The sequence below is a fragment of the Photorhabdus aegyptia genome (genome assembly GCF_000612035.1).
Classification (GTDB): Bacteria; Pseudomonadota; Gammaproteobacteria; order Enterobacterales; family Enterobacteriaceae; genus Photorhabdus; species Photorhabdus akhurstii.
Map to the genome: position 1 here is coordinate 1 of NZ_JFGV01000064.1, position 20,480 is coordinate 20,480.

A 20,480-nucleotide genomic window follows, 5' to 3' on the forward strand; every position below is an offset into this window, starting at 1 on the left:
GCGCGGCAGGCGGTGAATTAGCGGCATCGGCCATTGCCAGTGCGCTCTACCCGAATAAGAAGCCGGGCGAGCTGTCGCCGGATGAGAAGGAGAAAATCAGTAGTCTGGCGACACTGGCGGGAGGACTGGCGGCGGGACTGGCGACGGATTCGACAGCAGGCGGCATAGCCGGGGCGCAGGCCGGGAAGAATGCGGTTGAGAATAACTCACTGGCAGGTGACAAAGCCCGAAAAACCGTGAAAGAAAGTAAAGAATGGTGGCAAGCGCAGATCAGAGAAAAATTGGGTGACGGCACCACATCACAGATGATCAATGGTGCACTGAATGCGGTTGGTGATACCGGTGATTTTGTGATGGCTGGCGGGGACTATGCGCTTGATGGCGCTATGGCGCTTGCCAGTTGTGCAACAGGTAGCAACTACTGTCAGACGGCCTTAAATGATGTTGAGGGCAAAAATCAGGCTGTCGCCGGAAGTGTGAAGTCGTTAATGAATGGTGAGAGCTGGCAAGCCATCAAGGAAACGGCTAAAAAAGCGAGTGAGGGTGACCAGAGAGCGTTAGAAGCGATGGGCAGCATTCTTATCAGTGTCATGACGAAGAAATCGCCTACGCTGGATAAAGTCCCGGTCGTTGTCAGCAAAACTGAAAACTCGCTTCCTCAATGGACTGCTGGAGAAGGTAAAGTCAGTCCGAAAGATCAGGGCGTAGTGACGAATGTTGAGCATCCAACCGGTAAGTTTGATGGTAAGTCACTACCTTATGAAAAAGAAACAATTTTTGCAGATGGAATTCATTTTGCTTTAGAACAGAAGAAACATCTGACTACGTTTGATGGGATAACTAACAAAGGAGTGTATGGAACACATAATGCAGATTTGTTTATCCAAGCGGCATCTGAAAATGGCATCAAAATCCTTAGTCAGACTCCAACAAGTATGAAAGGTATCACTGATATTTCGTATCAATTGCCAAAGAAAGATAGAACTGGAAAAATTATTGAGGGTGAGTACAAAGGTGGTAAACCGTTAACGAAAACAGTATATGACCCGAAAGTTTTCTCTGATCAAAAAATGCTAGAACTAGGTCAACAAGCTGCTTCTAGTGGTTATAAGCAAGCCATTTCCCAAGGTCGAAGAGAATATAAATCAACAGCAGGTGGTGTGACATTCCAAGTCTATCTGGATCAAGAAACAGGTAGGGTTATGAACTTTTTCCCAGCGGAGAAATAAGAAATGAACAATAAACAACTTTTCGAAAAAAATGATTACGACAATGATCCTGAATGGGAAATGATGAATAAACAACTTTTCGAAAAAGTAGACTATAACAATGACCCTGAGTGGGTGATGAAAGAATTTTTTAATTCTATATATTTACAACGTAAGTTTTTATGGGCTTTACCATTTATTGTGAAAAAATGTGGATGTTGTGTTAATGAAACTGATTGCACTTTTCCAGATTTAGAAGACTCAGATCCCGCATACCATTTTGAAGGAATTATGTTCAGTGTTTATAGTGGGGAAATTATCGTTCCTGAGTCAGTCGGTTTTGAGTATGTCAGAATAGCATGTGAAAAATATCTTCAATTACATCCAGAAGATGCAGATCAGGTAAATTCATTACTCACTCAATTGCCTTGTTAACGCCAGATCCCAGCCAAGTGCTGGGATCTTCCTTTTTAGCCGTCAGCCATTATCAACGGTCGCGGTAGGAATAGCCGTTACTGGCTACCCCCGCACAGATCCGGACGTGCGCTACTAACGCATCCGGCTCCTACCTCGGGTGTTTGGCGTAAAAGCGCAGCAAAGGATAAGGATGCACAATTCGGGGGGACGGTATCCATTTATTCCCTAGCTGACTGTAACGGGCCCACGTCATTTTGTACCGCTGGCTTCGCCGTCTCAGTGACTTCAGCCACATCCGCTTCACTTCTTCCACAAATTGACACAATAAAGACCTGACTACCGACCCAAAAACTCACAAGGTCGATGTCGTCACCAATACTCTGGCCCATGCCATTCTGGGGGCAGTGGCCGCCGAAATCAGTGGTAACAATGCGCTGGCGGGTGCGGCAGGAGCAGCGGGCGGTGAACTGGCTGCCCGGGAACTGATGAAGCACATTCACGGCGAAAATGCTAAAGTCAGTGACTTAAGTGAAGAAGAAAAACAGACCATCAGCACTCTTTCTACCCTAGCGGCGGGGCTGGCCGGCGGCATTGCTGGTGACTCCACCGGAAGCGCCGTTACCGGGGCCCAGGCCTGTCTTTCCTACACAAATATTTTAACCCGCCCCCGCGTTATTGAACTTTTCCCTCATAGATTGATCTCAATAAAAAACACGACTTGAGGTAATCTTTATGTTTTCAACCTGCGCCGAACAATGGGCAAATGACACATTTCAACATGCGGAATTAGGTGATAAACGCCGTACCAACCGCCTGGTGAAAGTGGCCTGTTCGTTGGCTAACCATATAGGACAATCGCTCGTGCAATCTCTTGACTCTCCTGCCGATGTTGAAGCGGCCTACCGACTGACCCGAAATTCCGCCATTGCGCCTCAGGCCATAGCCGAAGCTGGATTTACCGCCACCGTCGCTCACGCTCAACGTTATCATTGCCTGTTAGCGCTGGAAGACACGACAACCCTGTCATTTTCCCATGCGTCGGTCACCGATGAACTCGGCTATACCACCTCAAAGGAAAAATCCCGGGGCATGCAGGCACACTCGGTGTTGTTATTTGCGCCTGAAGAACAACAGGTCGTGGGGTTGATAGAGCAACAGCGCTGGTGTCGAGATGTCAGTGATTATGGCAAAAGCCGACAACGCGACACACGCCCTTATGAAGGGAAAGAGAGTTATAAGTGGGAACGGGCCTCACAAGCCGTCGACAGCCGGTTAGGGGAGCAGATGGCCAGCGTGATTTCTGTCTGTGACCGTGAAGCCGATATCATCGAATATCTGCGTTATAAAACGAGCCAAAAACAACGTTTCGTCATCCGTTCGATGCAAAACCGGCGTATAGAGGAAAGTCAGGATAAACTTTATGACTTTATCAGCCGGTTACAGAGTGCTGGAGAACGATTAGTTCAGGTCAGACAGAAAGGCGGGCGTCAGGCGCGTGTCGCGCATTGTGATATCAGTTATGCCGAAGTGACATTGAAAATCCCCGAAGGAAAAAGCGGTGAGGCGGTGCGGATATTTTATGTCGGTTGCTACGAAAAAGGTCCGGAGGATGGGCTTTGCTGGCATCTTCTGACCTCCGAACCCGTCAACAGTCAGGAAGACGCCCATAAAATATTCAGTTATTACGAGCGCCGCTGGCTGATAGAAGAATTTCACAAAGCGTGGAAAACGGGCGGCACGCCGGTAGAAGCGCTGCGTATGCAAAGCAAAGATAATCTCGAGCGCATGATAGTGCTGCTGGCCTTTATTGCGGTACGAATACACCAGCTGCGTTTTATGGGTCTGAACAAAGAAGAGGCAGAGAAAGAGAGCTGTGAGACAGTATTAAGCCCCCTGGCGTGGAAATTACTGTGGTCAAAACAAGAAAAACGCCGTGTGCCGAAAAAAGCCCCGAGTTTGCATTGGGCCTTCATCAATCTGGGAAAACTGGCCGGCTGGTACGATTCCAAACGCACGGGTCGAGTCGGATGGGAACGACTTTGGGAAGGCTGGTTTCGGCTGCAAACCCTGATAGACGGCTATTTGCTGGCTAAATCAGTTGATTTGGAGATCTGATCAAGAGACAGGTGCAGCCCCCGAGGGCTTCCCTGAACAAAATCACGTGGTCATGCAAAGCCGTGCCCGGTCTGAAACGCCCGTGCCTCAGAGCGTCGCAGGGGCGCCGCTTGCGGGCTCTGTGCCGCCCGCGCCCGCAGAACGGGCACCCGCCGCCCAAGCGAGTTGGGCGACGTTCGCCCGTTGCCGAAAAAGGCGCTACACTGACAAGGGCACGGCGGGAAAAACCGGCCTTCGGAGGCGAAAAGCGCGTCAGGGGGTTTTGGGGTCGGCGGTGAACGCACATCGGAAAAAACGGGTTGTAACTGACTGAGGGCATTGGGGAAATCGGTGTTCGGTAATCAACGTCGCAATGGAATGCGTTGTTGTTGAGAATAACTATCTGAGCGTGAATGAGCTGGACAGTTTTGCGCACCAAGCCCGCACCTGTGAAGGGGAGAGCTGCAAACAAGTGATCAAGGATATGGTGGAGACCAATATCCGTAATCAGCAGGAAATGATGAACTTCTGCAACAGCAACCCGAGCCAGTGCGCGCAGAAGTATGGTTATCTGGTTGATCAGTGGCCGGTGTTTGAGCGTACCCTCAAAAATATGGACCGGGATGGCACATTGCCGGTTGAGTTCAAAAATTACCTGTCGGCGGTGAATACGTTAGGTCAGGCGGCCACAGGCAAGGTAGGCGAACTCGGCTGGACAAAACGCTTTGAAGCGATGGGTATGAATCAGGAGACTGCCGCTGCAATGGCGATGACGCTGCCTATTGTGATGGAGGGAGCCAAAGGGCCAAAATCATTGCCAACAACAAAGGGAAGCACAGACGCGGCTGTTAATACAGAGAAAACGGCGCTGGAAAAGATTGGGAAAAACAGTCAAGGCACAACGAATCTGGGTGATAAATCGGCTAATACTGTTTATCATCAACAGCTTATCAAAAATGCTGAAAAGATATCTACCGCGAAACCAGGACAACAAGTTGCTGCGCCAAGGGATCTGAATGAGCAAACTTTCTGGAAACAGGTTGAATCAAATCCGTCACAGGGAAGTAAATTGTTAGGTATGAATAAAGATCCCCGTTTTCCTACAGCGGCTGGTTTTCAGAAAATGGAAGCAAAACATAGGCTCCCTAATGGACAAACAATAACTATCCATTACCAGTACAACTCAAATACTGGTAAAGCCTATGACATGAAAATTACTACTCCTCAGAGAATCCAACAGGATCCTAAAAAGGTAATAGATTCAATAAAGGATAATGTTAAATGAAAATACAAGAATCAGATGGCTCTATTGTTGATGTTTTTGCCATATATTGGTTTGGTGATGAAACATATTTTTATGGGTTACCACCAAATTATGGAGGTTTACAGGCATATAAGTCTCATGAAGTCTCAGTTATCGATACAACGATAGGTTTTAAAACTGTTTTTTTCTCAAATGATGATGCTAAAAGTGTTCATCATTGGGCATTAATAGAAGAACAGTTGCTGGATGATCTACTTGAGTTAGATGAAACTGCTTATCAACGCTTTTTGGCAATCCTAAAAGCGGAAGGTAATATAGAACAGGATTTTTGTTAATTAGGCGTCCCGGTCAGTGGCCGGGAGCTTCCTGCTTTTAACCGTCAACTGTTCTCAACAAGCCGGATAATCAACTGCCCGTGCTCAACACTGACCTGCACCGGCTGCCCGGTGGCAAAGCCCGCTTCTTCTAGCCAGTTGCCTTTAAGGTGCACACTGACAAGAGCACAGCGGGAAAAACTGGCCTTCGGGGGCGAAAAGCGCGTCAGGGGGTTTTGGATTCGGCGGTGAATGCACATTGGAAAAAACAGGTTGTAACTGACTGAAGGCATTGGGGAAATCGGCGTTCGGTAATCAACTTTGCAATGGAATGGGTTGTTGTAGACAATAATCATCTAAGCGTTGACCAGAATCGTTCAAGAAGTGAGGAACTGGTTAATTGTCAGGGTGATAGCAGTTGCCGTGCGACTGTCAGGGATAAATATCGGCAGGAATATGACAAGGTTCAAGAGCGGATAGCAACGTGTTCAGGGGCTGACCAGTGCGTTGCCGTTGCCAAAGAGCTGCGGGCATTACAAGGTGATTACAGTGCTCGGATAGGCGAAATTCAGGAAAAAGCCAGAATGCAGGGGCTGGATTCCCTCACGCCGGCAGAAGTACGGGAATGGGCAGATTTACGCGGCGCCATGTCAAATATTGACGCATCACGGAATCTGGTACTCCATCGTGCCCAAGTCACTGGCGGTTCAGAAGAAACCACCCAGGAAATCGTGAAGATTATGGGGCAGACGGGAATTGCGGCGTCTGCGGGAGTGGCCGGAGGGATCAGTAAGGCTGGAGTCAAAGGAAGTGCTGTACCAGTACCTAATCCAGTGACAGCGAATAATGGGTTAGTTTATAAATCAAATCCTAAGCATACTCTTGGTGGTGATGGAAATCGCCGTAATGCGGGAATAGAACCAAAAGACTCATTGAAACTTTTTGAAAATTCAATTCCAAGCTCTAAAAATTATGGTAATAAAGAAGTTAGATTTGCTAAGGATGAAAAAGGTAATGTTCATCGGTTCGAAGGGACCAATGGGGAATATCACTGGAATGGAAGTACCGGTGATGTAAAAAATCCATTGAATAAAAATGACATTCCTAATGAAGTCAAAAAACAACTTGGTTTGTCCGGAAAATGGAGATAAAAATGATTTTTGGTGATCCATATCGTTTTGCAGTGTTAATACAACATCTTCCAGAATGGAGTGATGATACTTATAAAAATGGACTTTTCCATTTTTGTATTGATGGTTTTTTTTTCCCTGAAGAAATAAGGACATCTACCCTTTGGGTAGATATCTTTTCGTTGAAAGACAATACTAATGCTTTATTTTCTTTTCAGGAAAATAAAGCGTTGTTTGAAAAAGAAACTAAAGATGCTTTTAACTTTATGTTAGGAATGATTTCTCCAGGGTTGATAGGACAAGATGAGCCCGATAATTTTGAGCAATCTTATCAATATCAAGCGTCAACAGAAAATATTAATGATGCTGGTTTTATTGTTTTTGCTGTTTCTTATGGTGATATGGTTAGGATACTTGGCGCTAAGTATAGTGAATTAAAACAAGACGAACATGGGAATAGTTTTTGGGAAACGATCACTAATCCTGATATCAGAGAGGCTATTCTTTATAAGAGTGAAGTTAATGAAATAATTTCAAAAGCATTCGAATATTATTCAACCATTTAACTCACAGCCTTTTAACAGCATCAAAGCAAAATGGCTTATTAGGCTCAAAAGTCGCGTCAGGGCGTTGTGGCCCGGGCATCAAACCGTACCGGGAGAAATGGGTTGTAACTGACTGAGTGCTTTAGAAAAAATTGAGTCCGGCGGTCAACTTCGCAATGGAATGCGTTGTTACTGATAATAATCATCTAAGCGTTGACCAGAATCGTTCAAGAAGTGAGGAACTGGTTAATTGTCATGGTGATACCAACTAGTTGCCGTTCTGCCGTTAGGGATAAATATCGTCAGGCATACGACAAAGTTTAGGAGCAGACCTGTGCGTTGCTGCTACCAAAGAACTGCGGACATTACAGGGTGATTACCGTACCCGGATGAGCGAAATCTTTTCCGAACTTAATCCCTTGATCTGATGCTCTATTCGGTATAACGACTGGATTAAACTCAGCGCGATATCGGCTTTCCCCGTTTTTTGTTTCCCCTGTGCCTGTTTCGCTTCCACAAATAATACCGGTTTGTTGGCAAAACTGTTGGATCGTCAGTGCGGATGTTTTCTGCTGTTCAAAAAGTTCCCGCCATTTGGGTTGAGTAAATTTGGATTGGCTCATTCGGGTTTCCACCATAATCAGGACAAGTGAAGTCATTGTAATGAAGGGCGCAATCCTAGGTAGGTGTGATTTGCCGGATAGATACGTTATTTAATGCACAGATAGAACACTCCCGACACCATAACGTTCAGGAATTAATGTTGAATATGTCGGGGTTAATAACTAATTGTCTCAAAAAGAGAACAAACTGCCATTCAATATTTCCCGTTCAGAAATAGATATGTTAGCGACGGTTTAACTAAATTCAGATTAGTTAATCAGCAAACAAAAATAACTCAAATGACAAGTAAAACGCAGCGCATTAGCGATCTGGTTGTTTAACTTGTCGTGATGTTATTTCACGCAAAATGTATCGAATAAATAAAAGGAATCGATGAAATGAAAAAACACATTTTGAAGACCTGTGCGATAGCGGCGCTGTGTCTGGGGGGGATGTCGCAGGCGATGGCGGAGGAAGTGAGTGCCGGTACCCTGACAGTAAACTCTTCAGTGACCGCAGAGACTTGTAAGTTTGCAGCAATAGAGCCTGTTAGTCTCGCCGCTTTGGTATCTGATTTTTCTGGGAAGGGAGATGGTGCAATTTTAACTAACACGCAAAAATTCGTCACGATTAAAACGGAAAAATGCCCTCTGTGGAGTTCCGCGAAAAGCGCTAAATTGACGGTTGGCGGCACCGCAGCAGGACCAGGAGGCAATTATTTTCAGCTTCTTAACTCCACTGGTAATGCTGCAATTACCGACCATGCGATTGGCCTGACGATAAATGACAAGCTTATCCCGCCAGGTGCGCCAGTTAACCTAAAAGATGCCTCATACAGTCCCGCAGTAGCCGGTGATAATGCCATCACGCTTAAAGTAGGGCTGGCTAAGCTTGGTGTGGGGGCGGTAAAAGCCGCAGAGTCCAAAGGGAACCTGACCGTGAAAATAGCGTATGACTAATTCTCAACGCCGATAGACGTTAGAAACAGATAGCCGTGGAATTGGACAGGGAGGCCCAATTCTTACTTACGCAATACCAAACCAGACATTTTCAGGTGAGTCAGTGAAAAGATTGATGACAGCAATGATAGTGACCGCTCTGTTAGGCTGCCCGGTCACTTCCGCGCAGACGGGGGGAGTGGGGATTAATACTACCCGCATTATCTATCCCGCGGATAGCCGCGCGACAACCGCCTCAGTGAGCAATACCAGTAAAGAGGCGGTCTATTTAATACAGGCGACAGTCAGTTCTACTTCTGCGGGAGACAAAACCGCCCCATTTCTGGTGACGCCGCCCCTGTTTCGTATGGAACCAGACAGCCAGAATCAGGTGCGCATCATCAAAACTGGCCCGTCGTTGCCAGCCGATCGGGAATCCCTGTTCTGGTTTACGGCGAAGGCCATTCCGTTAAGCTCTGAATCCGATAATCGCTCCCAGCGGAATGTCTCCGGCGGAATACAGTTTGCTATAGCTAACACGATTAAGCTGATGTATCGCCCGTCGGGGCTGTCGGTTTCGCCGGAGCAAGGATTTAGTTCACTGCGCTTCAAACCGACAGCCGCGGGAATCATGGTCACTAATCCGTCCCCCTATTACATCACCTTAACTTCCCTAAAAGTGGGTGGACAGGAGGTGATGACGCAGCAGAAAGAGAACATGGCATCCCCGTTCTCTGACCTTTCTTTACTATTTAAAGGCGGACGTTATCCAGCCAAAGTTAGCTGGACGGTGATTAATGACTTCGGCGGAGAATCCACCTATCAGGGGGAGATACCGTAATGCGCAAACCGTGGGCCCTTATCAGACGGATAACACTGGCTTGCTTGTTCTGTACCGCCTCTCAGCCCGGGGGAGCGAGCTCAAACACGGCAGAACTGACATTGGCATTGACGCTGGAGCAGCCAACCTGTGAGCTCAATATGCAAACATCATCCCCGGTGGTGTTTTCATCCGTACCCCTCACCGAGGTGAGGTACAGCGAGCGACATATTGCAGCGGCGGGCAGCAAGCCTATTACGTTGGCGTTGTCAGGCTGTGCGGGATCAGCCAGAGCAGGCCGTGCCCCGGCGATTAAAATAATCGGCGCCACGTCAGAAGACCACCCGACGTTATTTCGGGATAAAGCTTCCACTGTAGCGGGAAATGTGGGATTTGGCCTGCGCTATCAATTGCCGGGAGGCGGGTTGGGGAGCTACCTAAAAAATGGCGATTATGTGAATTTGGCGCCACCGGGTAACGCCGCTAAAGAGAGTCAAATTACCTTCCAGATGAATATGCGACATGAACCCGGCACGGTTGTGCCGACTCCCGGTGAGCTGACCGCACACATTCAATTTCAATTTGATTATCACTGAGCGCAGCTCGGGCAACAGGTTTCAGGAGGCGTTGTGGAAACAGATCGGGTACACCCAGTGCGGTACCGGTTGGTGCCATTGATGTTCTGGCTAGGGCTAGGGATGACCGGCACAGAATTCTGTCAAGCAGCCGGTATCAGCCTGAATAAAACCCGGGTGATTTTTACCCAAGGCGAGCGGGCACAAACGCTGACGGTGGTCAATACCACATCTCAGGCGTGGCTGGTGCAGGTAAGGATAACGGAAGAGCAGGAGAAAACCACTCCGGCGTTTGTGGTGACGCCGCCGCTGTTCAGGTTGGAAGCCAACAGTCAAAACAGCCTGCGTATTTTGCCAACCTTTAATCAGCCCCCCTTTCCAGTGGATCGGGAATCGCTCGGGTATGTCCAGATGAACGCTATCTCCGCGACTCAACAGGTGACGGATGAGTTTGTTCGGGAACAGGCGTCAATGAGCGTGGGGATGCGGATTAAGTTTTTCTGGCGACCGCGTAGCCTGCTTCTGTTGCCGGAAAAGGCGTATGGACAGTTGCGCTTTCAGTCGCAACCCGGTGGTATTGAGGCGTGCAATCCCACCCCGTATTTTTTGTCGCTGGACAGTCTCATGCTGGACGGACGGGCGCTCGATCTGAACCGCTATCCCTCAATGATAGCGCCGCAGGATTGTGTGACTTATGCCGGGCTGGTGGGTAAAAAATCGGTGAGCTGGTCGATGATTAATGATTACGGCGGGGCTTCAAACCTATTTACGGCCAGAGTGGCGCGTTAAATCCGCCATTGTTTTCTATTTTTCTACTTTTTTTCTACTTTTCTACGGAGTTGGAGAATGAAGAGAGTCAGTGACCGGCATGGGCGGACATACTGGGAGTTAATGCTTTACTCCCTCGGTTTCGTCCTGTTGCTAGGGAATATATGCAAGGCGCAAACGATTGATAATCAAGGACTATCGTTCTCCCCGATGCAGTTGTCTTATGTGGCTAAAGATAGCCCGAGAGGTGTGACACTCAGCATGACTAATCATACGGGGCAGAACTATCTGGTACAGGGATTTGTCAGCCCGATGGACCCTGATACCGGCCGCTTTGATACCAAAGCCGGGCAAGTTCCCCCTTTTATCGTTCTGCCGCCGTTAAAACGGGTCGAGGCTGGAGAGAAATTTTCGTTCCGTATTCGCCAGCTTGGGGGACAATTACCGCCGGATCGGGAATCGGCTTTTGTCGTCTCTTTGCGAGCTATCCCGGGAGTTGCCGTACCGGATACCGAGGAGGCACCGGCATTAGGACACCGGACAGACAAAGCGTCGCAGGTGCAGGTCGCCTTACAGATGAATATTCGACTGTTTTATCGTCCTCAAGGCGTACCTGCCCGGGATAACGCCACGGTGGCTAAACAGGTGAAATTTTCCCTTCTGGGAACGCGGTTGCGGGTGGAAAATCCCACGTCCTATTTTCTGACCTTTTCTGTTCTGAAAGTAGGTACTCAACAGGTAGATGATCACATACGTCAGGCGATGGTGCCCCCGAAAGGCATACAAAGCTATTTGTTTCAAAACTATTCGTTTCAAACCCATTCGTTTCAAACCCATTCGTTTACCGCCGGAGTACAAGGGCCATTAGTCTGGCGTTTTCCCGGCGACAGTCAGGATCGCCATGTTCCGTTATAACGCGTCCTCATCTACAGGCAATGACCGGCTCTGTCCTATATATGTATGCCTGCTATGCTCATTGACGGCGACAACCTTGCCCACCTCCGCGCGGGAATACTTTAATCCCGCTTTCCTGATGGGAACGGAGGGGGAGCTGGAGCATATTGATCTTTCGGTGTATGAAAACGCGGGTTATGTCGCACCGGGACACTATCTGGTGGATGTCTACATGAACCAGAATAAGGTGGGTAATCGCGAAATTGAATTTAGATTGGTCAACGACCATTTGCAACCGGTGTTAACGGTTGCACAGCTCGAAGAGTATGGGGTCAATATTCGCGGATTACCGGCTTTTCAGGGAAAAGCGGGCGGTAGCCCTATCACGGATCTGACGAAACAGATCCCACACGCCAGCGCGATATTGGATTTCGCCCGTTTGCGTCTGGACATCAGTGTTCCTCAGGCGGCTATGCAGCCCCGCCATTCTGGGATGGTCGATCCGTCACTGTGGGATAACGGGATACCAGCCTTTTTGATCAACTACACCGTTAACGGTTCGGAGGGGCGTTATGACGGTGAGGAAACCGGCGGCGGATCACGTTCCCGCAACCTGTTTGCCTCTTTTCGTAATGGGTTGAATCTGGGAGCGTGGCGTCTGCGCAGCACGCAAACTTACAGTTACAATCGCCAGCGCAACAAAGGGGCTTCCGGTTTTTCCCCCTCTACACAGATTCGATGGCAGGTGAGTAATACCTATTTGCAACGTCATGTGCAGTCACTGCGCAGTGAGTTTACCGCCGGTGAAACCTATACTGGTGGGGATATTTTTGACAGTATCCCGTTGCGTGGCATGAAATTGGCTTCTGAGGAGGCTATGTTGCCTGAAAGTCAGCGCGGTTTTGCCCCAGAGATAACCGGTGTAGCAAGCTCCAATGCGCAAGTGACCGTATCCCAAAATGGCTATACCGTGTATCAAACCACGGTGGCGCCGGGTCCATTTCGTTTCACCGATTTGTACACCACCGGGGACTCTGGCGACCTGACGGTCACGATCAAAGAGGAAGATGGCAGTACTCGTGTCTCCACCCTCGCTTCTTCATCGGTCCCGATGATGCAGCGTCCCGGCGGCATTAAATATGAGTTAACGGCCGGTCAATATCACGGCGGCAACCTCACCGATGGCAGCCGTTCCCCGGTATTCGCTTTAGGCACCTTGGTTTATGGTTTGCCACACAATATCACCTTGTACGGCGGGGGATTGGTGGCAGGCAACTACCAGTCGGGTGTATTAGGCTCGGGCGTGTCGCTGGGGGCATTAGGCGCACTGTCTGCGGATGTGACGTTTGCTCGTGCCCAGTTGCAAGGGGCTAAGGGTCAGGAAAATAACCGGCAACAGGGCCAGGCTTATCGAGTGAAATATACCAAGAACGTGATCAGTACCGGCACCAGTATTGATCTGGCCGCCTATCGCTATTCCACTCAGCATTATTACAGTTTCAGTGATGTTAATAGCATGGGGTACAACCTGAATGAATATCAGGTCCCGTGGGCGCTTGACCGACGCCAAAGCACCTGGCAGGTGAACCTGCATCAAACGCTAGGACGTTGGGGCAGCCTTTACGCCGCCGGGACGCGCAACGATTATTGGAATGGCCGTACCGACAACAATCTGAATTTGGGTTATAACGCGATGCTGATGGGGATCAGTTATAACCTGAGTTATAACATTTATCGTATGGAAGGGGCTGGCAACTGGTCGGAGAATCGTCAGGTGTCATTCAATATGCAGGTCCCGCTCAGTCTCTTTGGTTCATCGTCTGCGCTACGGGGCGTTTACACCCGTTATACAGCCTCGCGCGACTCGCAGGGCAACCTCACTCAGCAGGCCGGGATCAGTGGCATGTTATGGGATAACCGCTTGAATTATAACCTCCAGCAAGGTTGGGGGAACAGCGGCCAGCAAAACAGCCGGGCCTTGTCTCTGAGTTATCAGGGCAGTCAGGGAAACGTTAATCTTGGCTACAATGACAGCGCAAATAGCTATCATTTCACCTACGGGGCTTCCGGCGCTCTCCTAATCCATCCTTACGGCATGACGCTATCACGTTCACTGGGTGATGAGGCGGTGTTGGTCCGTGCGCCCGGTGCGCAAGGAGTAACGGTCGGTGACGGCAACGTGCAGACTGACTGGCGTGGCTACGCCGTACTGCCGGGCGGATCGGTCTACCACAAAAACACCATTAATCTGGACCCGTCTACCCTGCCGGAAGGGATCGATATTGACCAGACCAGCAAGAACGTTTATCCGACCAGAGGAGCCGTGGTGCTGGCCTATTATCAGGTTCGCTCAGGCAGCCAGTTACTGTTGACGTTGATACATCATGGCAAACCCGTGCCTTTTGGCGCTATTGCGACGCTGGAAGAGAACGCCGCTCAGGTCGGCAGCGGCATTGTGGGCGATAACGGCCGGGTTTATCTCAGTGGTATGCCTCCTGCCGGTCATGTGAAAGTTAAATGGGGAAACGGGGCAAATCAACAATGCACCACCCGTTATCAGGCGCCGTCCGATACACCCGAGCAACTGGTGCAGGCCGATGCCGTATGTCTGTAAGCGTTACCTTCATGTGGGCAGCCTGACTGATGTGCCCGATAAGCAATTTGGAGAAAGAAGAATGTTAAAAACTGAACGTTTGTGGGGCGGTAGTGTAGAAAATTCCGTCTCAACCTTCATCGGCTTGGGGATTTCATTGCTCTTTTTATCGACCACTTTGCCACTCCAGGCGGCAGAGAGTTATCAGGACTGTGAGATTGAACTGGTGCAAATGGTTCGTAATGTCACCGGTTATGCAATGGCGCCAAATAACAAAGATAAGCGTGATTACTCACGGGATGAGATAGTCGGTTATACCACCAGCGGCCCTCTTAATTGGTCGACAACCTGTCGTGTCCCCACTGGGACCCAGTTTATGGCCTACACAGTGGGATCGGGAACGCGTCCATTGATCTCTTCGTCGTCACCGAGTAGCGTCCGAGTAGGAAAAATCGGCGACTTTATGGTTGATATCGGACAATCTTCATTCTCCTGCCAAACGCATGGTTTACCCGGTACCTATCAATCGGCCAGTTTGGTTAAGGGGAATACCAGCGTTAACATTCCATGCGTTCCAGATGCCAACGGCCTGGTTGATGTCAGTGTCCGTACCGTGACAGGGGCAATTTACCCGGACAGTGACGGTAATTTCAATGTGAAGGCCGGAGGCACTCCCCTGTCAGTTGGCGTGATCGGCTGGACTCTTGCGCCCATATCGGGTTCTAACGGCATGCTGAAATCCCTATGGACCACGGTTATTCTCTCACCAGTTAAAAAGCCATCCACCTGTGCGGTTGTCCTGACCCCTTCATCGGTGGATTGGGGCACGGTGAAAAGAGCCGGTAAACAGGCGGGAGATCCACTGGCGTCGGCCAGACAGATAGGGATAAACAGCACCTGTTCCGGCGATGACGCTGTATTCCAAAATTCACGCCTACTTTACCGAATCGATGGACCATTCGTGCCGGGTAAACCGAATGCATTAGCTTCCTCAATAGCGGAAGTCGCCTTTGTGTTTTTCGATGCCGCCAACAAACCCTTATCTCTCGGTACCGGGCACAAAGGCGAAGGAGAGAACGCAAGATACGTTAAACGGGGAGACGATAGCTATACCGCATCAGCACAACTGTCAGTGGTACCGATTTTGTTGAGGACTGATGGCGCCGGAGGGCGAGCCAGCGCCGTAGCGGTTATTTCCGTGTGGTCAGATGTTAATTTCGTCGACCCCTCTGCTTAGGGCCGGAAATTTGCCGAAAGGTTTGGTGACGATGTTGTTTTTTATTTCACAGAAGCACCGATTTCAAGCACTGGTGCTTCTGTGTTTATTAGAACGTTAATTAGGTACCGTATTTGCTATACCGTATTAACCCCGCATTTCGGTTATCTCTATTTCTTTATCGAAACGTAAATGCTCATCGGCTGCCATTGGAATCAACCAACGTAAATTATAGATCACATTATCGGGTAATGAATTTGTTTCATAGATATTGACGATCTCTTTTTCGATAGAATTGACAGAATAGATACGATCATCATACATATAGAGAAAATTTACCTGATAAACGTCAGGGCGAGTTAATACCGTAAATAATCGCCACTCTTCAGGCCGTGTTTCAATGCCGGCTTCTTCAGCAAATTCCCTTGCCATTGCCTGTTGAGGGCTTTCACCAGCCTCTATTTTTCCACCAACCCCGTTGAGCTTCCCTTTTTGCCAACTGGGTTGTAATTTTGAAATCAGGGAGACATGTTTTTTATCTTTAGAAAACATAAACCCTGTTACATAGTTAATCATTATTTTCTCCACACTTTTATTTCATGACTAATGTCTGATTTCTGTCTGGCCCATAGGAAATATATTTGATTGGGATACCAGCATACTCTTGAATAAAAGTTAAGAAGTCAATCAGTTCAATAGGCAGTTCTGTTAAATGTGTATATGATGAGTTAAGTTCGCTCCAGGATTTAAATGTTTTATAGATAGGTTTAGCTCTATCGAGCTGCAATAATGCGTCATCGCAACAGACGAGTTTATCATCAATTTCATAGGCAACAGCGACTTTTATTTCATGTAAACCAGCAAGAACATCAACATTCGTTATAGCGAGTTCTGTTACGCCATTGAGTTTCACCGCATGTTTAATCAGGGATAAGTCCAACCAGCCACAGCGCCTTGGTCTTTTTGAAACGGTGCCATACTCGTTTCCACGTTCTCGAATATAATCAGCCTGTTCTGTCAATAATTCGGTGGGGAATGGCCCGTTGCCGACACGGATCATATAAGATTTCATCACCCCGACAATATGCATTTTCTGTGCCGGTATGCCTATCATGGCAAAGCAGGTTTGCACTAGTGTCTGATATGCTACGGTATAAGGATAAGTACCAAAACTATTATCTAAGAAAGTGGCTTGTGATGTTTCAAGTAAAACATCTTCTCCCGAATTAAGTAAATCACCGATAACTTCATTAGTGAACGTGAAATAAGGTTCTATTCTCTTGCCATATTGATGAGTTGTTTCTAACATCTCTTCAAAATCTAATGTAGCTTGTGCATTAAAAACATGGTTGATCTGTTTTTCTCTGATATTCCAAAGAAATTCTAATTTACTTCTTAATTTTTCTTTATCTAACGTATCAATAAGTCGAATGCCATGACGGTTGGTTTTGTCTTCAACACAGGCCCCGACACCGACACCAACTGAACCTATTTTCTGCTTACCTTTATATTTTTCTGACGCTCGATTTAATTCAGAGTGTAATGGTAAGACGATATGGCAGCGCGGATCGATAAATATATTAGAATCAATGTTTTCTTTTTGTATAAAATCGATCTCTTTAATCAGAACCGGAAGACTGATTAGAGCACCTTGGCAGATATATAAATTCTTTTTGTTGAGTGAAGCTGGTAATTGAGAAAATGAGCCTCTTAGATTACCATGTTGCACACAATGACCTGCATTAGCTCCGCCATTGAATCGAGCAATGTTATTGATGTTGCTAGATAAATAGTCAACAAATTTTCCTTTGCCCTCATCTCCAAATTGGAGTCCAACTACAGCAATTAACATAAATCTATTCCTTAATTATTTATTGGTTTACTCTAAATAATAGTTAAATCGTCCATTTTTGTTTATCTTTTTTAAGATAAATAATCTGTTCTTTTGAAACCAATATTCCAAATATTTATTCGTATTCCTTTATAAGTTATCACTTTTTTTATCCGATTATTTTGAATAATCTCTTTATTACTGTTTATGGATCAAGGAGTCAGCTATTAATAAAGCTTCACTTAATGTATCAACAATAGGAACACCGGCAGCTTCAAGGCTGACACGGCTGTGGGTTCCTCCGGTATAAAGAATGGCATGAGTTCCTGCGGCTAATGCGGCAATGGCGTCATCGGTAGCGTCCCCAATAACCACACTTTGCTCAGGAGAAACATTGAGTTTTTTGAGATGATTAGCTAATTGCTCTGATTTGCCGGTGGTCAATAATGGCGTATTTCTGCCATCTATTTGGGTAAAGAATTTACCAATACCATGATTGTCAAGCATAGGGACCAATTCATGATGCTCCATCAGTGAACATAATGACTGAGTTGCGCCTATTTCATAACGGGAAGCGAGGAGCTGACTCACACCGTCTGTTAAACTGGCTTTCTGAATACCCGGGCGATAGTGAAAATTAAATATTTTTCCGATCACTGACCATTCAGAGGATGAAGGTTCACGGCCAATCACTTGTTTATAGAAAGTTTGTACTGGAACACAATAATGTTCCCGATATTGTTCCAGCGTCAGTGGTTCAATACCAATTTCTGCCAGTGCAAAATTGGTTGCACTCAATGAAACATTGACATCATTAAGTAATGTGCCATTCCAATCCCAAATAATATGTGCTGTTGTCATAATCAGTTAACTCCCCCTTTTCCAAACTCATTTTTGTGCGTTGAACATTCAGGGCATTGATATGCCAGGGTTTTAAATGCATCGATTGGCTGTTCATAATTCAGCGGTGTTTGTGCTTTTAGATTTAATAAAAAACGCAATAATTTGGCGGCCCATGTTGAGTCTGTCAGGGTGTCATGAAGGATAGACAATAAACTGTATGAATAGGCAACCCAATCCGCCGTGGTTGTCTGAGCATATTTATCATCAGCGAAGGGTTGATTGACTAAACGATTCAGAGCTTGATGATGCCTGAAACACCAAGGCGTCAATACATCTAAAGTTTCAGGGCTGAATACACGATCGGTATGCCCATAAACGCGGGTACGTAATAATTTTTCCCAATGCAGTTCGACGGCGCGGGCCTTCGGACGTTGCCCAGTTTGGGCCATGACCAGATCTACTGCCTGACGTAAGGTGTCGCCTGTTCCGCAATTATCATCGATGATTGTTACCGTTTGCTCTGATGGAATATGGCGTCCCCAGAGATGGTTGCTCTTGCAAGCTGTATCATCGTAACGTGAGACTTTTACTAAATTGAGGTCACTATCCCATGCTGCGGCTGTGACTGCCGCCGCCGCTGATCCTCCTAACATGATGCCAACAACAGAGGAGTTGGGGCATTTGTCAATTTGGGCTGCGGCCAAAGTTAACAGATGATTATCCCCTTCAATAAACGATCTTGGCACTTTGTGTTCCGTAGATGAAGGCAATGTCAGGTCATGGATCGGAGAGGGTGAAAAAGTAAATGCTGTACCCATCAGCGTTGAGCTGACGACTTTTGCGCACTCTTTGATCCCATCGATGAATGGCACAATATCTTCGTTAACCGTCTGCGGAGAGCTTAATAAGCTATCAACAATTCTGAGCAATTTTGCCAGGCTATGATCGGCCAATATATATTTTGATGGGGCGGTACACAGCTTATCGCTACACTCAAGTTGAGAGATGTATTCTGTGTAATATTTCGCCGTCATCAGTAGCTCGTGACAAGGTTTTTGTTCGTAATAGGCAGCACCGCGGGAACCGACGAATGCGGGCTTCTCTGTGAGTAAGCCGGGTAGCGCCATCACTTCTTTCGTTAAATAGCGTGTTTCAGGCACGCTACGCAATTCGCCCAGTAAACCAATAGAACGAAGATCCAAAGCAGGAGATAAATATTCAGGCATATTTAGCGTCTCGATGATTGCGTTGCAGCAAGGGCATCTTCGAGAGGAACCTTACCAATATGTAGAGCTTGACCAAGAATTGCGCCTTCGACACCGATAGTGGACAAATCTGCTAAAGCGCGAAGATCGTCCAGGCTTGATACTCCACCGCCGGCAATAACGGGTGATGACGTTTTCGCACAAACTTCCTGTAATAGTGTGAAGTTTGGCGAACTCATCATGCCTCCCCGCTCAACATCGGTGACGACGTAGCGTTGACAACCCTGTTTATCAAGGCGCTCAAGGAGATCCCAGAGATTGCCTTTGCTGACATTCCATCCATGTGTTGCCAGTTGATAACCTTCTGATGTGCTTTTTACATCCAGAGCAATAGCGATCTTATCGCCATATTCGGCAATGGCTCGGGCACACCAATCTGGATTTTCTAATGCTGCGGTCCCCAAATTAACTCGTTGGCATCCAGTTGCTAATACTTTGCGCAAGATGGTTTCGTCTCTGATTCCGCCGCAGACTTGTACGTTAATGTCGACCGCAGCAAGAACATCAGCAATAAGATGACTGTTTGAGCCTCGTCCCGATGCAGCATCAAGATCAACAACATGTATCCATTTTGCCCCGGCGTTTTGCCAGGCGAGCGCTACTTCGGCCGGAGTGCCTAAAGGTCGCCGTAATGTTGGGCTTTCACCACGGGTTAATCGAATGGCGGAATTTGATGTCATTGCTATTCCGTCAACAATATCTACAGAGGGAAATATCTCGAATGTTTCCTTACTTATCATTGAATGCATCCTAATTAATTATTTAAAAATTAATAACACTTGTGACTAATGCAATTGCAAGTTGTAACTTAGCAAACAAATATGTCTTTTATTTCTTTAAGAATAAACAGATATAAATAATAAACCTATTAATTTAATGAACTCAATAACCGTTCACTGATTCATAATAGCGGAAAGAAAAAATTTCTCAATACGGTTATTAACTAAATATAGCAATTTGGATAACTTTGTTCAGTTAGTAAATCTTATATTTACTTAAGAAGAGTTAATTTGGTAATAGATAAACAGCGATTCAGCTTAAATCTATAAAAAGTGAATTCTGCTAATGTCTTCAGGAAGAGTTTAATTTTATTTATCTAATATTTTAATGGCCTAAAATAATATAGATCTATTTTTTGATTAATGTCTTAAATATATTCTGA

At 46.9% G+C, this 20,480-nt stretch carries 21 protein-coding genes and 1 pseudogene; 15 read left to right on the top strand and 7 right to left on the bottom strand.

Annotated elements, in window-relative coordinates:
* The 6 genes and pseudogenes from BA1DRAFT_RS24160 to BA1DRAFT_RS17145 form a co-directional block, all read left to right on the top strand.
* On the top strand, nt 1-1,229 hold a 1,229-nt coding region (locus tag BA1DRAFT_RS24160; protein WP_036781648.1), incomplete at its 5' end, for a CdiA family toxin C-terminal domain-containing protein.
* 3 nt (nt 1,230-1,232) lie between these two features.
* Nucleotides 1,233-1,643 carry a ribonuclease toxin immunity protein CdiI gene (gene cdiI / locus BA1DRAFT_RS17115; protein WP_235201138.1) on the top strand — a complete coding sequence of 137 codons (411 nt, stop codon included), beginning with the start codon at nt 1,233-1,235 and terminating at the stop codon, nt 1,641-1,643.
* A gap of 308 nt (nt 1,644-1,951) precedes the next feature.
* Nucleotides 1,952-2,260 (top strand): annotated as a pseudogene (locus BA1DRAFT_RS17120) (VENN motif pre-toxin domain-containing protein); the annotation flags it as partial.
* 97 nt (nt 2,261-2,357) lie between these two features.
* Nucleotides 2,358-3,740, top strand: coding sequence for an IS4-like element ISPlu9 family transposase (locus tag BA1DRAFT_RS17125; RefSeq protein ID WP_036781652.1), 1,383 nt, complete (start codon nt 2,358-2,360; stop codon nt 3,738-3,740).
* A 352-nt stretch (nt 3,741-4,092) separates the two neighbouring features.
* Nucleotides 4,093-5,004 (top strand): hypothetical protein, encoded by a 912-nt coding sequence (locus BA1DRAFT_RS22235; RefSeq protein WP_082303712.1) that lies wholly within the window; start codon nt 4,093-4,095, stop codon nt 5,002-5,004.
* A complete protein-coding gene (locus BA1DRAFT_RS17145; RefSeq protein ID WP_036781655.1) occupies nt 5,001-5,318 on the top strand; it encodes a hypothetical protein in 318 nt (105 codons plus the stop codon). Before BA1DRAFT_RS22235 ends, BA1DRAFT_RS17145 begins: the two co-directional genes overlap by 4 nt.
* A 44-nt stretch (nt 5,319-5,362) precedes the next feature.
* Here BA1DRAFT_RS17145 and BA1DRAFT_RS24710 read toward each other — a convergent pair whose 3' ends face one another.
* A complete protein-coding gene (locus BA1DRAFT_RS24710) occupies nt 5,363-5,653 on the bottom strand; it encodes a SymE family type I addiction module toxin (protein ID WP_420865155.1) in 291 nt (96 codons plus the stop codon).
* Between BA1DRAFT_RS24710 and BA1DRAFT_RS22720 the strand changes: the two genes are divergently transcribed.
* Both BA1DRAFT_RS22720 and BA1DRAFT_RS17160 read left to right on the top strand, forming a co-directional pair.
* A complete protein-coding gene (locus BA1DRAFT_RS22720; RefSeq protein ID WP_082303714.1) occupies nt 5,624-6,448 on the top strand; it encodes a hemolysin/hemagglutinin-like protein HecA precursor in 825 nt (274 codons plus the stop codon). The two genes, BA1DRAFT_RS24710 and BA1DRAFT_RS22720, sit on opposite strands and share 30 nt — an antisense overlap.
* Before the next feature lie 2 nt (nt 6,449-6,450).
* Nucleotides 6,451-6,993, top strand: a complete 543-nt coding sequence (locus BA1DRAFT_RS17160; RefSeq protein WP_036781657.1) for an immunity 42 family protein — start codon at nt 6,451-6,453, stop codon at nt 6,991-6,993.
* Nucleotides 6,994-7,337: 344 nt separating this feature from the next.
* Here BA1DRAFT_RS17160 and BA1DRAFT_RS23580 read toward each other — a convergent pair whose 3' ends face one another.
* Nucleotides 7,338-7,595, bottom strand: a complete 258-nt coding sequence (locus tag BA1DRAFT_RS23580; RefSeq protein ID WP_036781659.1) for a hypothetical protein — start codon at nt 7,593-7,595, stop codon at nt 7,338-7,340.
* 378 nt (nt 7,596-7,973) lie between these two features.
* Here BA1DRAFT_RS23580 and BA1DRAFT_RS17170 point away from each other — a divergent pair, with 378 nt between their 5' ends.
* The 7 genes from BA1DRAFT_RS17170 to BA1DRAFT_RS17200 all read left to right on the top strand — a co-directional run bounded on the left by BA1DRAFT_RS17170 (nt 7,974) and on the right by BA1DRAFT_RS17200 (nt 15,400).
* The gene (locus tag BA1DRAFT_RS17170) at nt 7,974-8,534 is read left to right on the top strand and encodes a fimbrial protein (RefSeq protein ID WP_036781661.1); all 561 of its coding nucleotides are present in this window, start codon (nt 7,974-7,976) and stop codon (nt 8,532-8,534) included.
* A gap of 103 nt (nt 8,535-8,637) precedes the next feature.
* Entirely contained in the window at nt 8,638-9,354 is a 717-nt protein-coding gene (locus BA1DRAFT_RS17175) for a fimbrial biogenesis chaperone (protein WP_051560831.1), read from the top strand.
* Nucleotides 9,354-9,929: a fimbrial protein gene (locus BA1DRAFT_RS17180; protein ID WP_036781663.1), complete on the top strand. Its 576-nt coding sequence runs from the start codon at nt 9,354-9,356 to the stop codon at nt 9,927-9,929. The genes BA1DRAFT_RS17175 and BA1DRAFT_RS17180 overlap by 1 nt, the downstream gene beginning before the upstream one ends.
* A 102-nt stretch (nt 9,930-10,031) precedes the next feature.
* A complete protein-coding gene (locus tag BA1DRAFT_RS17185; protein ID WP_235201139.1) occupies nt 10,032-10,697 on the top strand; it encodes a fimbrial biogenesis chaperone in 666 nt (221 codons plus the stop codon).
* A gap of 57 nt (nt 10,698-10,754) precedes the next feature.
* Nucleotides 10,755-11,591, top strand: a complete 837-nt coding sequence (locus tag BA1DRAFT_RS17190; protein ID WP_051560832.1) for a fimbrial biogenesis chaperone — start codon at nt 10,755-10,757, stop codon at nt 11,589-11,591.
* Entirely contained in the window at nt 11,578-14,184 is a 2,607-nt protein-coding gene (locus tag BA1DRAFT_RS17195) for a fimbria/pilus outer membrane usher protein (RefSeq protein ID WP_082303715.1), read from the top strand. The genes BA1DRAFT_RS17190 and BA1DRAFT_RS17195 overlap by 14 nt, the downstream gene beginning before the upstream one ends.
* Nucleotides 14,168-15,400 (top strand): hypothetical protein, encoded by a 1,233-nt coding sequence (locus BA1DRAFT_RS17200; RefSeq protein ID WP_235201140.1) that lies wholly within the window; start codon nt 14,168-14,170, stop codon nt 15,398-15,400. The genes BA1DRAFT_RS17195 and BA1DRAFT_RS17200 overlap by 17 nt, the downstream gene beginning before the upstream one ends.
* 126 nt (nt 15,401-15,526) lie before the next feature.
* Here the strand turns inward: BA1DRAFT_RS17200 and BA1DRAFT_RS17205 are convergent, their stop codons facing one another.
* The 5 genes from BA1DRAFT_RS17205 to BA1DRAFT_RS17225 form a co-directional block, all read right to left on the bottom strand.
* A complete protein-coding gene (locus BA1DRAFT_RS17205; protein ID WP_036781669.1) occupies nt 15,527-15,955 on the bottom strand; it encodes an NUDIX domain-containing protein in 429 nt (142 codons plus the stop codon).
* Nucleotides 15,956-15,971: 16 nt separating this feature from the next.
* A complete protein-coding gene (locus BA1DRAFT_RS17210) occupies nt 15,972-17,231 on the bottom strand; it encodes an adenylosuccinate synthase (RefSeq protein ID WP_036781671.1) in 1,260 nt (419 codons plus the stop codon).
* Nucleotides 17,232-17,408: 177 nt separating this feature from the next.
* Nucleotides 17,409-18,071, bottom strand: coding sequence for an HAD family hydrolase (locus BA1DRAFT_RS17215; RefSeq protein ID WP_036781673.1), 663 nt, complete (start codon nt 18,069-18,071; stop codon nt 17,409-17,411).
* Nucleotides 18,072-18,073: 2 nt separating this feature from the next.
* A complete protein-coding gene (locus BA1DRAFT_RS17220) occupies nt 18,074-19,279 on the bottom strand; it encodes a hypothetical protein (RefSeq protein WP_036781675.1) in 1,206 nt (401 codons plus the stop codon).
* Nucleotides 19,280-19,281: 2 nt separating this feature from the next.
* Nucleotides 19,282-20,058 carry a HisA/HisF-related TIM barrel protein gene (locus tag BA1DRAFT_RS17225; RefSeq protein ID WP_036781677.1) on the bottom strand — a complete coding sequence of 259 codons (777 nt, stop codon included), beginning with the start codon at nt 20,056-20,058 and terminating at the stop codon, nt 19,282-19,284.
* Nucleotides 20,059-20,480 lie beyond the last annotated feature (422 nt).